This is a genomic window from Pseudomonas sp. 9.2(2024), from assembly GCF_039695385.1.
GTDB classification, from domain to species: Bacteria; Pseudomonadota; Gammaproteobacteria; order Pseudomonadales; family Pseudomonadaceae; genus Aquipseudomonas; species Aquipseudomonas paraglycinae.
On the sequence record NZ_CP155585.1, the window covers coordinates 3250377 to 3263475 of the forward strand.

At 59.5% G+C, this 13099-nt stretch carries 13 protein-coding genes; 3 read left to right on the top strand and 10 right to left on the bottom strand.

The genetic code is table 11. The annotated features are described in order from the left end of the window. Window positions 1–28: 28 nt before the first annotated feature. On the bottom strand, window positions 29–289 hold the full coding sequence (locus ABFB52_RS14580; protein WP_011334038.1) for a DUF2790 domain-containing protein: 261 nt from the start codon (window positions 287–289) through the stop codon (window positions 29–31). On the opposite strand from ABFB52_RS14580, the gene ABFB52_RS14585 reads away from it, so the two are divergent. Both ABFB52_RS14585 and ABFB52_RS14590 read left to right on the top strand, forming a co-directional pair. Further along, on the top strand, window positions 282–419 hold the full coding sequence (locus ABFB52_RS14585) for a hypothetical protein (protein ID WP_158248856.1): 138 nt from the start codon (window positions 282–284) through the stop codon (window positions 417–419). The genes ABFB52_RS14580 and ABFB52_RS14585 overlap by 8 nt on opposite strands. Window positions 420–783: 364 nt before the next feature. Beyond that, the gene (locus ABFB52_RS14590) at window positions 784–1080 is read left to right on the top strand and encodes a hypothetical protein (protein ID WP_025109577.1); all 297 of its coding nucleotides are present in this window, start codon (window positions 784–786) and stop codon (window positions 1078–1080) included. Between the two features lie 149 nt (window positions 1081–1229). On the opposite strand, the gene ABFB52_RS14595 is transcribed toward ABFB52_RS14590, so the two are convergent. Genes ABFB52_RS14595 through ABFB52_RS14605 form a run of 3 tightly spaced genes read right to left on the bottom strand, consistent with a single transcriptional unit; the run spans window position 1230 to window position 4520 of the window. Beyond that, window positions 1230–1763 carry a hypothetical protein gene (locus tag ABFB52_RS14595; protein ID WP_219733540.1) on the bottom strand — a complete coding sequence of 178 codons (534 nt, stop codon included), beginning with the start codon at window positions 1761–1763 and terminating at the stop codon, window positions 1230–1232. Further along, on the bottom strand, window positions 1760–2323 hold the full coding sequence (locus ABFB52_RS14600) for a transglycosylase SLT domain-containing protein (RefSeq protein WP_102686221.1): 564 nt from the start codon (window positions 2321–2323) through the stop codon (window positions 1760–1762). The genes ABFB52_RS14595 and ABFB52_RS14600 overlap by 4 nt, the downstream gene beginning before the upstream one ends. Before the next feature lies 1 nt (window position 2324). Further along, window positions 2325–4520 (bottom strand): type VI secretion system tip protein VgrG, encoded by a 2196-nt coding sequence (locus ABFB52_RS14605; RefSeq protein WP_129972757.1) that lies wholly within the window; start codon window positions 4518–4520, stop codon window positions 2325–2327. A gap of 362 nt (window positions 4521–4882) precedes the next feature. Between ABFB52_RS14605 and ABFB52_RS14610 the strand changes: the two genes are divergently transcribed. Further along, window positions 4883–6184, top strand: coding sequence for an OprD family porin (locus tag ABFB52_RS14610; protein ID WP_129972756.1), 1302 nt, complete (start codon window positions 4883–4885; stop codon window positions 6182–6184). A gap of 144 nt (window positions 6185–6328) precedes the next feature. Here ABFB52_RS14610 and ABFB52_RS14615 read toward each other — a convergent pair whose 3' ends face one another. The 6 genes from ABFB52_RS14615 to ABFB52_RS14640 form a co-directional block, all read right to left on the bottom strand. After that, entirely contained in the window at window positions 6329–6949 is a 621-nt protein-coding gene (locus ABFB52_RS14615; RefSeq protein WP_129972755.1) for a hypothetical protein, read from the bottom strand. 44 nt (window positions 6950–6993) lie between these two features. Continuing rightward, window positions 6994–7932, bottom strand: a complete 939-nt coding sequence (locus ABFB52_RS14620; RefSeq protein WP_129972754.1) for a carbohydrate kinase — start codon at window positions 7930–7932, stop codon at window positions 6994–6996. Between the two features lie 13 nt (window positions 7933–7945). Then, complete coding sequence (gene xylB / locus ABFB52_RS14625; protein WP_129972753.1) at window positions 7946–9442, bottom strand: xylulokinase; 1497 nt, start codon at window positions 9440–9442, stop codon at window positions 7946–7948. A 204-nt stretch (window positions 9443–9646) separates the two neighbouring features. After that, on the bottom strand, window positions 9647–11119 hold the full coding sequence (locus tag ABFB52_RS14630) for a mannitol dehydrogenase family protein (RefSeq protein ID WP_129972752.1): 1473 nt from the start codon (window positions 11117–11119) through the stop codon (window positions 9647–9649). A gap of 16 nt (window positions 11120–11135) precedes the next feature. After that, window positions 11136–12239: a sn-glycerol-3-phosphate ABC transporter ATP-binding protein UgpC gene (ugpC, locus tag ABFB52_RS14635; RefSeq protein WP_129972751.1), complete on the bottom strand. Its 1104-nt coding sequence runs from the start codon at window positions 12237–12239 to the stop codon at window positions 11136–11138. A gap of 23 nt (window positions 12240–12262) precedes the next feature. After that, window positions 12263–13093, bottom strand: coding sequence for a carbohydrate ABC transporter permease (locus ABFB52_RS14640; protein WP_007957423.1), 831 nt, complete (start codon window positions 13091–13093; stop codon window positions 12263–12265). Between the last annotated feature and the right edge of the window lie 6 nt (window positions 13094–13099).

Consider the following 13099-nt stretch of genomic DNA (forward strand, 5'->3'; position numbering starts at 1 on the left):
CCGCAAAGCCGCAAATCAGAGCTTTCTGTCAGTTCTGGAAGCTGCATGCGTCAGATAATTTCCGGTAACTGATTTCTTCCGGTTTGCCGGTGTTGTCGAGATACTTCATGTCGGCGGTGATGACCTTGCACTCCTGCGTCTGCGGCTCGGTCAGGGAAACCACTTTGGCGACATGCAGCGGCATGCCGTATTCATAGGGAACAGCCTTGGAGGTGTCATTGGCCTGGGCCAGCCCGGCAAACGCGGTGCAGGCGAGGGCGGTGGTGAGCAGGAACGGACGAATGTTCATGATGGACTCCGGTGCGACGGAAATGGAGTTCGGCGGATTGCCAGCCAAACCTGCCGCACTGGGCGTCAGCCAAGGGCTGAGGGCGTGCGGTTCAGTAGAGTTTTTGACCGCGGCGTTAAGCGATGGTTAACCGGGCTGAACGCCGGCTGTCTGGGCGGGGATTGTTTCGCGGGGGAGTCTCGGCGGATTCCTACAAGGGTGGATGCCTTGTCTGCTTTCGGGGGCTGGAGCGGGGCGGTTATGGTTTGGCGTCGCTGCAAAATCAGCGACTTAGGTTTGGTCACCTAACGTAATCACCTGTGCATGTGTGCCATTATTCGCCCCGACGAACATTCGTGTCCGTGGAGTGCATTGCTGTGGCGGCTGTGTGCAGGGTCGCCTTCGGGCGAGCCGAGTCAGGTGGTTCTCGGTTGACCAAGCCTGTACACAGTCCGCCTCCCCATCGTTTGGTCACGGTGCTGGCGGTTACTTTCAAGCTGCCTTGAGTAATTCCAATGCCAATCCTGAAATTAAGCTCCGCCCGCTATCTCCCGCTCAACAGCGGCGTCACCGACAGCGCACCGCTGGTCATCGACACCCAAGCCAATCCGAAAGACCTCTTCGAAGCCGCCGTGCAACGCATCCGCGCCGCAGCCGACCTGCTCGAAACCCTGCACTGCCTGTGCTTCAAACACGCCGACGTCCAGGACATCCCCCACATCACCCATGCGCTGTACCTGCTGACGCAGGATGGCAGTGATTTGCTTCAGGTTGCGCAGCAGAAAATGTTGAACTGGCAGGCGCCGGTTTGATTTTTAGAGCGACGGCCTAGCATTCACGGGCAGAAAACTTGAATTATCTGCCCGTGCCTATGCCGGTTCAAAGTAGCTAGCAGAGTAATTTGGACTCTCACGGGGAGTGACCTTCTGGTCGACAGAACGCGAAGCCCAACGCAGAGTCATTATTTGAGATCGATGACTTTGAAACCTTTTTTATCGGGTACCGTATTCACTCCCTTGGGTTCTTCCGGCTGGCCTTTTGGGGTGATGTAGTCGTAAACGACAAATTTTTCGGGGATTTCATAGCCATCGTTGGGAATGACCAGGCGCATCTCCCGAGCATTCAGGTACAAAGAAACCGGCAGGGCCTTTTCGGCAAAATCGATGCGTTCCAGCGTTCCGCTGTCTGGATTCTTGCGTAAAACGGCGCCCTTCAAATAGGGAGAGCCATAGTTCATGGCGTAGATCAAAACGGAGCCCGTGCATTTTGCCAATGCAATTTCACCGACGAAGTCCGAGTCGGGCATGTCAGTGAAGGCAGTTTCTGTCTGGTTATTGAGTTTTACGAAGAGTCGCTGCCCGTCCTCACTTGAAGTGGACAGCAGTGAGGCAGTGGTTCCATCTGAAAGCGGGCAATCCAGTAGCGTTTTCTTCGTTTCGGCGAAAGCAGGAAGGCACACTAGAGCGAGGACAAAAGCGAATCCGGCTTTTATCATTTCAATGTATTCCTCAGAACATCCATCGAGTTGGGATTGGCGTCCAGTTTTTTGGCACAGTCACTGATTTTGCGGTAGTAAACGCCATTCGATTTCCCTCGATACTTCTTGTAAGCCTCCTCAGTGGAACTTGAGATGTCGAGCCAATATTGCATGTACTCCGTGCCGATCTTGATGTTCTCGGCCTCGTCCCAAATAGAAGGCGATGCGTAAAAAGCAGCCCCTGCACTGAAGGCCTCGTCTGTCTGGGCTTGGTTGGGCATCCGACCGAGCTCTTTTTTCTTTCGGTATTTATAGACCTGCTTGACCGCAGGCTCCTGCATTTGCATGAGGCCTCTGGCTGAGTGCTTACCACGACCGGCTTCGGGGTCGAAATGCGATTCCATGTATATCTGGCAGATCACCGTGTTGGTGTCGATCTTGGATTGATTATTGGCTTCCACCAGTTTCCGGATTTCTTTCAGGCGTCGGCTGTCATCCACAGCAACCTTCGCTGACGCCGTATCAGCTTTTGGCGTGAGTGGTTTCTGAGCGGTAGTCAGTGGCTTGTTCTTGGCCATTTCAATCGTCCCATCCAGGGTTAATAGGCGGAATATCGTCATAGACTTCAATGACGGCCGTTTCCGCTTCCGTGCTAGAGATTTTTGCTGTTCTTCCCTCATCGTTCGTTCGACCGACAATGCTTTTGCCGGAGGAGGTCTTAATCACGTAGGGGAAGTTCTTCAGTGGTAACCCTGTCTCTTGGCTGGTTACAAGGAAGTCCAGGTCGTGTTCGGTTTTCTCTGGAACGATTTTTCGCTCTAAAAGCTGCCCAACACTTCCGATGGCGGCAGCAATGGGAATGACGGGGGCCAAGATATTGATCCCAGTACCTACCCCTGGAGCACCGCCGGTGTTGGCCTTCACCTCGGCACCGCTGATGGTCACACCACCGGCATCAACCTTGACGAAACTGCCGCCAGCCTTGGCCGTGAGTTCCATGCCACCCTCGATCACGACCTTGTCGCCGGCGTGGTAGTGAATCTCCGTGCCCGCTTCCACGAACTGACCGGTGCCGACCTTCACATGCTGTGTCACGCCCACGGTCAGGTGGTCGTTGGCGCGCATTTCGCTCTTGCGGTCCAGGTGAGTGATGCGGTGTTCCTCGACCTTGAATTCACTTAAAACATTGGCCTCGACGGTGTCATGCCGTTCGTTGCCGACGCGGATCTTCTGGTCGTGCTCGATGTTTTCGTCCCAGTCGCGCTGGGCGTGGATGTAGATCTGTTCCACGCCTTTCTTGTCTTCGATGCGGAACTCGTTGTAGCCCTTGCCGCCCGGTGAACTCAGGGTCTTGAAGGTGCTGCGGGTCTTGTTCGCCGGCAAGTCGTAGGGGACGACGTTTTCCTTGTGGTACAGGCAGCCGGTCACCAATGGCTGGTCGGGGTCGCCTTCGAGGAAGGTCACCAGCACTTCCATGCCGATCCGTGGAATGGCGATGCCACCGTAGGCTGCGCCGGCCCAGCCGCTGGCGACGCGCAGCCAGCAGGTGGTCTTGTCGTCGGCCTGGCCTTCTCGGTCCCAGTGGAATTGCACTTTCACGCGGCCGTACTGGTCGCAGTGGATTTCTTCGCCGGCGGGGCCGGTGACGATCGCGGTCTGGCTGCCGAGGACTTTCGGTTTCGGGTGTTCGAGGGCAGGGCGGTAGTGTGCGTCCCACGGGGTGGCCACGAAGCTGTTGCGGTAGCCCTGGTGGAAATCGCTCTTGTTGTCGGTGACATCGCTGGTGACGTTTTCGCCCAGCACTTGCGGCTGTTTGCCTTCGTGGAAGATTTCCAGCAGCAGCCACATATCGTTCCATTCGGCGCGCGGGTGTTCGGCCAGGGTCATGAAATGGCCGGTCGTCAGGGTCGGTTCGTCACCCTTGCCTTCGGCGAGTTTGTAGTCGCTGCGATGGCGCTCCAGCGCACGGGTCGAGAGGAACTTGCCGCGCTCGCGCGTGGTGAAGCGGCCGGGGTAGTCGTAGTCTTCCAGGTCCGGCATGAACGCGGATTTGGCCGCGCCTTCAGGCAGAATCTTCGGTTTCTCGAAATCATAATCGCGGCGGCTGACGCGGCTGGTGCGGGTTTCCAGGCGCAGGTTGAAACGCTTGATCACCGGTTTGTCGGCGGTCATGCCCGAGTCTTGCTGGTAGTTGACCGGTTTCAGTTTGCGGAAAACGGTCTGGTCGTCGCCGAACACCAGTTTGTGGCCGCTGCTGCTGTGCTGGAAGTGGAAGTGGATGCCTTCCTCCTCGCACAAGCGCTGGATGAAATGCAGGTCGGATTCGTCGTACTGCACGCAGTAGTCGCGTTCCGGGTACTCGGCGCTGAGCTGGAAGCTGTAGGCGTCGGCCAGAATGCCGCGATCTTCCAGGACCTGGGCGATGATCTTCGGCACCGTCAGTTGCTGGAAGATCTGCTGGTCATGGTTGTGCCGCAGGTAGGCCAGTTGCGGCACCAGGCTGAGGCTGTAACGGGTCAGGGTCTTGCCGGAATCGCCTTGCTCGATGCGATACACCAGACCGTGAATCTTGCCCTCACCAGTGGCGCCGAACGTCAGGCAGCCAGGCTTGTGCAGGAGTTCTTCAAGTTTGAGATCGGGGCGGGCGCTGACCAGTTCGATGTCGAAACGGAACGGCTCGTTGAGGGCTTCGCGACCGGTGAAGCTGAGGACTTGCAGGTCGGCGGAAGCGCCTTCGAGCGTGAGGGTAATGTGGGTAGCGTTGGCGTCCAGCATGCCTTGATTTCCGTCCTTTGGATTAGCGTGGGCGGATGGTGCAGGATTAAATCGCCTCGTTCAAGGCGCAAATGCCGTAGAGGCAGTGGTCAGAACCCATAGGGAAAACCCTTAGGCCCACGGTTTGGCCCAGTAAAACAGGCACTTGCGGACGAACCAATCTGTCGCGAACGCCGAATACCGCGCCCGGGAACAACCAGTCAGTTTCAGACTAAAGTCGCCTGTAGCACGTCAAAGCCATCTGCCATCATTGCCGTTCACCCCCGCGTGTTCACTGCCTCCCGGTTCTTTATCGATCCGGGACGGGAGCTATTTCTGGTTGTTTGCGCCTCTGTGCAATCGTTGTTTTGTTGGAGTTTTCAATGCGTCCCCCATTTCCCCTCATCACCCCGCGCCAGTCGCTTGGCTTCGGAGCCTTTGTGCTGTGCGCCGGTTTTACCGCACAGGTCCAGGCCAGCGGTTTTTTCGAAGACACCACGGCGAAGATCGAATCGCGCACGGTGTACTTCAACCGCGATTTCCGTGACGGGCACACCTCCAGTGATCAGGGCGCGTCCAAGCGCGAAGAGTCGGCGCAGGGCTTTATTCTCAATCTGCAATCGGGCTACACCGAAGGCACCGTGGGTTTCGGGATCGATGCGCTGGGCATGGCGGGTTTCCAGCTCGATTCCAGCCCGGATCGCAGCAACAGCGGCCTGCTGCCGTCCAGCGGCGACAACCCGCGCGGCTCGAAAGGTCAGTACGCGAAGATGGGGCTGACCGCCAAGGTGAAAGTTTCGGACACCGTGCTGAAGTACGGCGCGCTGCTGCCGGATCTGCCATTGCTCAAGTACAACGACGGCCGTCTGCTGCCAACCATGTTCAACGGTGCGATGCTGACCTCCAAAGAGGTGAAGGACCTGACCTTCATGGCCGCGCGTCTGGACAACTACACCGCCCGGGACTCGACCGATTCGCAAGACATACGCGTGCACTGCAAGAACAAGCGTTATGCGTGCAACACCACCGCCGATCATTTCGACATGTACGGCTTCGACTACAAGATCAACGATCGCCTGACCGCGCAGTATCACTACGCCGAACTGGAAGACATCTATCGCCAGCACTTCGTGGGTCTGTTGGCCAATCAGCCGCTGGGTGACGGTGTGTTGAAAGCCGATCTGCGTTTGCTGAAAAGCGCCGACAGCGGCGATGCGAAAGCGGGCTCAATCGACAACCGCGCGTTGAGCGGCATGCTGTCCTACGGCATCAGCGGCCACACCTTCAGCGCCGGTTGGCAACGCATGAACGGTGACAACTCGATGCCGTATCTGGATGGCAGCAACCCGTATCTGGTGAACTACGTGCAGGTCAACGACTTCGCCGCTGCCCAGGAGCGTTCCTGGCAGCTGCGTTATGACTATGACTTCAAGGCGATCGGCATCAACGGCCTGAGCTTCCTGACCCGTTATGTGAATGGCGATCACATCAAGGTGCCGGGCAGCGATCAGGAAGGCAAAGAGTGGGAACGTGACAGCGAGTTGAAGTACGTGATCCAGACCGGGACCTTCAAGGATGTCAGCCTGCGGTTGCGTAATGCGACTTACCGCACCAACTACGAGAAGTTTGCTCGGGATGTGGATGAGACCCGTTTGATTGTGAGTTACAACTTTTCGGTGTTGTAACCCATAGGCCGGCGGTGTCTGAACTGACGCCTTCGCGGGCAAGCCCGCTCCCACAGGATCTACGTCGTTCTCTAAAGTTGTGGTTACCGTAGATCCCTGTGGGAGCTGGCTTGCCAGCGAAGGCGTCCTAAAGAGCACCGAGAGTCAGAGCCAATGCCAGAACCGGCTCCAGAACCCGCGATTCAGATCATCCTTGCACGCCGCGTATTGCTGACCGTACATGTCCGAGCGGTTCTGCACCTTGCGCGCCACCGGCGGCAGCCACGCCTTGCTGGCGTAGGTCTTCTGGCGGAAACCGCCCCAGCCTTCGTGGTAATTGAGGTATTGGTTGTAGGCGTCGTACTTGTACACGCCGTTGATCGAAGTGGTCTTGTCCATGTACCAGCCGACGAAGTCGATGGCGTCGTCGAAGTCCTCGCGGTCGGCGCCATATCGGCCGGTGCTTTTCTGGTAGTCGGACCAGACTTCATCCTTGGCCTGCGCATAACCCGAGGCCGTCGAAACCCGGCCCCACGGGATTACCCACAACAGGTATTTGCGCGGCGTCTTGGCGTCGTAGCGGTAGCCGGACTCCTGATACATGATCGCGAACGGCACCTGGATCGGTACGCCCCAGCGCTTTTGCGTGACTTGCGCCGCGTCGTACCAATCACTTTTTTCGCGGAAAATCTCGCAGAGGTTTTCCGGCGAACGCGGCGGCGATGTTCCGCAACCGGTCAACAGTGCCGCCAATACCAACAGTCCAACCGTGCGCCGCGAATTCAAAAGCCGTCATCCCGTCGTGCAAAAAAGGGCGCCAGTCTACGCGGTCAGGTCAACTGGTGGCGATAAGGCAAATCCGGACCTGTTTTACTGCATGTAAGGGCGGCGGCCTGTACGGCAAACCTGAGCATGCCGACGATCTGCTCGCGGCTGAGGTGCTGAACGCCTTCCACCGAATCCAGCTCATGCTCGGTCAGCCAGGAGATCAGCGCGGCCTGGAAGGTATCGCCGGCGCCGACGGTATCGGCAATCTTCACCGAGGTTGCCGGCACCGACCATGAACCGTGAGCGCGACTGAACACGGTCGCGCCTTCACCGCCACGGGTCAGGAACACGACCTGGCAGCGATGCTGCAACCAGCCTTCGATGACGCGCGCCGGATCTTGTTCGGGGTACAGCAGGCTCAAGTCTTCGTCGCTGACTTTGATCAAGTCCGCCAACGGCACCAGCGTAGCGATTCGTTCGCGCCACAGGTCGATGTTCGGCTCGGGGTTGAGGCGCACGTTCGGGTCGAGGCTGATCAGGCGTTTGCCGCTTTCACGCTGCACCAGCGCAAGCAAGGTATCGGCAATCGGCTGCACCACCAGCGAGAAGGAACCGAAGTGCAAACCACGCACTTCAGGGCCCAACGTTGGCAGGTGCGCCAGGCTCAACTGGCGGTCGGCGCAACCCTCGCCACGGAAGCTGTAATGCGGCGAGCCATTGGCGCCCACCGCGACCATCGCCAGGGTGGTCGGCGCGGCGAAATCCACCAGGTAATCCGGGCGTACGCCTTCATCCTGCAGCACTTGCTGCAAGCGACGGCCGAGGTAGTCGGTGGACAACCCGCCAAACAGCGCCGAATCCACGCCCAGTCGGCGCAAACCCACCGCCACGTTGAACGGTGAACCACCGGCAATCGCCTTGAAATTGACTTTCGATGCCTGTCCGCCGGCATCGTCTTCGCTGAAGAAATCGAACAGCGCTTCGCCACACACCAGGTACATAGTTGTTTGCTCTTTATAAGGTTGCGACATGCAGTCGATAGCGTTCATAGGCCTGCTGGAACGCCGCGACATTCGCGGCAACCGGCAGGGTTTCACTGTTCAGGTCGAGCTTCACGCAGCGTTCGCACAGATCGGCCAGGGTGTCTTCGTGGCCGTTCGACCACGACTTGCACCACGCCGCCTGAATCGCCGCGCCCAGGGCTGCGGCTTCGCTTTGCTCGGTGCAGATCACCGGGGTGTTCATGATGTCGGCGACGATCTGCCGCCACACCGCACTTTTCGAACCGCCGCCGATCAGGCAAATGCTGCGGCTTTGTAAACCATTCTGGCGCAACAGATCCAGTCCATAACGCAGGCCAAAGGTGGTGCCTTCGACGGCGGCGCGGCACAGATTGGCCTGGGTCAGATTATCGATGGTCAGGCCATGCAGGCTGCCGGTGGCGTGGGGCAGGGGCGGCACGCGTTCGCCGTTGAGGAATGGCAGCATGCTTACGCCCTCGGCGCCGATCGGGGCCTGGGTCACCAAGGCATTGAACGCGTCGAGATCGAGGTTGAACAGTTCGCGGATCGCGCCGGTGGCGTTGGTCAGGTTCATGGTGCAGATCAACGGCAGCCAGCCGCCGCTCGAGGAACAGAAGGTCGCGACCGAGGCGTCCGGGCTGACTTTCGGTGCCTCAGCGTAGGCGTACACCGTGCCGGAAGAACCGAGGCTCATGGTGATCGCCCCCGGCTGAATATTGCCGGTGCCGATGGCGCCCATCATGTTGTCGCCGCCACCGCTGGATACCAGTGCGTTGGGGTTGATCCCCAGCTGTTCGGCAACCGCCGGCAGGATCGTGCCGACCGCTTGATGGGCGTCGATCAGCTCTGGCAGCGCGGATTGCAGACGACCGCTGGCATCGATGTCGCGCAGCAGCTGCAAATCCCATTGGCGGGTGCGTACGTTGAAATAGCCGGTGCCGGATGCATCGCCGTATTCGCTGCACGCACGGCCGGTGAGCCAGAAATTCAGGTAGTCGTGGGGCAGCAGGATCCGTGCGATGCGGGCGAACACGTCTGGATGCTGTTCCTTGGTCCACAGCAGTTTAGAGACGGTGTAGCCCGGCGCGATGACCACGCCGAGGCGTTCCAGCGAGCCTTGTTCGCCGCCCAGGTGAGCGAGTAGACGGTCGTTTTCAGCCGTGGTTTCGGTGTCGCACCAGAGCTTGGCCGGGCGCAGGACCTGGCCTTGATCGTCGAGCAGCACCAGGCCGTGTTGCTGGCCGGAAACGCCAATGCCCTGGATCGACTGGCCGTCGACATTTGCCGCCAATAAAGCGCGGCGGGTAGCGAGGGCGAAGGCTTCCAGCCATTGCGCGGTGTCTTGCTCGCGACGGCCGTTGGCGCCGCTGATCATCGTGTGGGCGGCGGCGCCCTGGCCGAGAACTTGACCGCTGACAGCGTCGAGGATGATGGCTTTGGTGCCTTGGGTGCCGCAGTCGATGCCGAGGAATAGTTGTTGGTTGTTCATGAGTGAACCTGTTGATTCGCGGTGAAGATCAAGGGCCACCCCTCACCCCAGCCCTCTCCCCAGAGGGGAGAGGGGGGAAAGGGAGCAGATTTGTATCGGTTTCAAAACCTGAGTTCGACTCAAAACGTTCAGGTCGATGTACCTCAACAGTGCGCCTCGGTCGGCTCCCTCTCCCTCTGGGAGAGGGCTGGGGTGAGGGGCTTTTCAGGCCAGAATACGCTCGAGAGTCCGAGTGACGCCTTCTTCACGCAAGCTATTCAGGCACCACTCGAACGCCGCAACAAACTCAGGCGAACGCGGTATCGCCACCCCGAAAATCTCCTCAACCCCCAACAACCGCTCAGTAATCAGCGCATCCTCCGCCACCAACGCCTGACAAAACGCCGCCCGAGGATCCGGAATCGAATAAGTGTCACCATTCTCATCCACGCCCTTCAGGTAAAGCGCCCAGGCCGCCACCACCAGCGCCGCGCGCTTGGTCTCCTGCCTATCGGCAATCAACCGATTGATCGTGGGAATAGTGAACTTGGGAAACTTCGACGACCCATCCGAGCAAACACGCTCAAGCTGATCGGCAATCGCCTGATTGGAAAACCGCGCCACCAGCGTGTTCTTGTACTCGGTCAGGTCGATCCCCGGCACCGGCGCCAGTTGTGGGGTTACGTCCAGGTCCATGTAGGCGCGCATGTAGCGCACGAACAGCGGGTCGTTCATGGTCTCGTGAACGAAGCGGTAACCCTTCAAAAAGCCCAGATAAGTCAGGGCCAGGTGACTGCCGTTGAGCAGTTTGATCTTCATCTCTTCGTAGGGCGAAACATCATCGGTGAACTGCACGCCGACCTTTTCCCAAGCCGGGCGGCCGTTGACGAACTTGTCTTCCAGCACCCATTGCACGAACGGTTCGCAGACCACCGGCCAGGCGTCGTCGACGGCGTGTTTGTCCGCCAGTTGCAGGCGATGCGCGGTGCTGGTCATCGGCGTGATGCGGTCGACCATGGCGTTGGGGAAACTGACGTTGGTGTCGATCCACTCGCGCAGGTCCGGATCCAGCAAAGCGGTAAAGGCCAGTAGTGCCTTGCGGGTGACGGCGCCGTTGTGTGGAAGGTTGTCGCACGACATAACCGTGAACGCCGGAGTGCCCGCCGCACGCCGCTTGGCCAACGCCGCACAGAGGAAACCGAACACGGTTTTCGGCTGTTGCGGGTTCGTCAGATCGTGCTGAATCTGCGGCAGGTGCGCCATGAACTCGCCGTTGCTGTCGTCGATGCAGTAACCGCCCTCAGTGATGGTCAGCGAGACAATGCGGATCTGCGGATCCGCGAGCTTGTCGATCAGCACCTGGGCGCTGTCCTCGGCCAGCAGCATGTCGCGGATCGCGCCGATGACGCGGACTTCGGTGTCGTCGCTGTCGCCCAGTTCGAACAGGGTGAACAGGTAATCCTGCTCCTTGAGATCGTCGCGGGCGCGGCGGTCTTCGGCGCGCAGGCCGACGCCGCAGATGGCCCAGTCCAGCGCTTCGCCGGCGTTCATCAGCGCATCGGTGTAATACGCCTGATGCGCGCGATGGAAACCACCGACGCCAATGTGTGCAATGCCCTGGCGGGTGTCGCTGAGGCTGTAGGCCGGAAGCTTCACTTCGGCGGCCAGGCGGTTGAGGTTTTGTTTGTTCAGTTTCATCGGGTCAGTCTCGAAATCAGGCGGCCGCGCGCAGCGGGCGGGTCAGCGCCACGCCGTCGGCATCGAATAGATGACAGTGGGAGGCGTCCAGGTGCAGGTTCAGTTGTTCGCCGTAACGGCTCGCCAGATCACCGCGCACGCGCATGGTCAGGGCTTCGCCGGCGTTGGTCTTGACGTGGCAGAAGGTGTCGCTGCCCAGCCGCTCGCTGACGTCGGCGGTGACTTGCAGGGTGCAGTCGCCCGCTTGCGCCAGTTCCAGATGTTCCGGGCGAATGCCCAGGGTCACGGCGCTGCCGACGCTCAGGTTCGACGCGTTGAACGGCAGGGTGATGCGGGTACCGGCCTCCAGCGAGACTTCGCAGCTCGCGCCATCGATCCGCACGATCTGGCCTTTGAGGAAGCCCATTTTCGGCGTGCCGAGGAAACCGGCGACGAACAGGTTGGCGGGATTGTGATACAGCTCCAGCGGCGAGCCGACCTGCTCGATCTTGCCACCATTGAGCACCACGACCTTGTCGGCCATGGTCATGGCTTCGACCTGATCGTGGGTCACGTAGATCATCGTCGCTTTCAAATCTTTGTGCAGGCGCAGCAGCTCCAGGCGCATCTGTACCCGCAGGGCGGCGTCGAGGTTGGACAGCGGCTCGTCGAACAGGAAGATTTTCGGGTTGCGCACGATTGCCCGGCCGATGGCAACGCGCTGACGCTGGCCGCCGGACAGTTGTTTCGGCTTGCGTTCGAGCATCGGGCCCAGTTCCAGAATGCGCGCCGCTTCGCCGACTTTCTTCTCGACTTCAGCCTTCGGTACGCCGGCCAGATCGAGGGCGAACGACATGTTTTTCTTCACGGTCATGTGCGGGTACAGCGCGTAGGTCTGGAACACCATCGCCAGATCACGCTTGGCCGGGCTGACTTCGGTGATGTCTCGTCCGTCCAGTTCGATGGTGCCGCCGCTGACTTCTTCAAGACCGGCGATCAGTCGCAGCAGGGTGGATTTGCCGCAGCCCGACGGGCCGACGAACACCACGAATTCCTTGTCGTTCACCTCAAGGTCGATGCCCTTGATGATGGAAAAACCTTCGAAGCCTTTTTGCAGATTCTTGATTTTCAGGTTGGCCATGATGGCGCTCCTTTTGCGAATTCTTATTTGACGGCGCCGAACGACAGGCCGCGAACCAGTTGTTTCTGGCTGATCCAGCCGAAGATCAGGATCGGTGCGCAGGCCAAGGTTGAGACGGCCGACAACTTGGCCCAGAACAATCCTTCAGGGCTTGAGTAGGAGGCGATCAGCGCGGTCAGCGGTGCGGCTTTGGACGAGGTCAGGTTCAGCGACCAGAACGCCTCGTTCCAGCACAGGATCAGCGACAGCAGCACGGTTGAGGCGAGGCCGCCCTTGGCGATCGGCAGCAGCACGCGGAGCATTTCCTGGGCGAGGGTGGCGCCATCGAGGCGGGCGGCTTCGAGGATGTCCTTGGGGATGTCCTTGAAGTAGGTGTAAACCATCCAGACCACGATCGGCAGGTTGATCAGCGTGTAGATCACGATCAGCGCAATGCGCGTGTCGAGCAGGCCGAAACTCTTGGCCAGCAGGTAGATCGGCATCAGCACGCCCACCGGCGGCAGCATCTTGGTGGAAAGCATCCACAGCAGCGTGCCTTTGGTGCGCTGGGTTTCGTAGAACGCCATCGAGTAGGCCGCCGGCACCGCAATCAGCAGGCACAGAGCCGTGGCGCTGAAGGAAATCACCACCGAGTTCCAGGCGAAACTGAAGTAATCACTGCGCTCGTTGATGTGCAGGTAGTTCTCCAGCGTCGGCGTGAAGATGAACTGCGGCGGCGTGGCGAAGGCGTCGATTTCGGTCTTGAAACTGGTCAGCACCATCCAGAAGATCGGGAAGAAGATGATGATCGCGATGGCCCAGGCCAGCGTGCCGAGCAGCAGGCTTTGCAGCCGGCGGGATTGTTGAAGAGTCATGGCAGG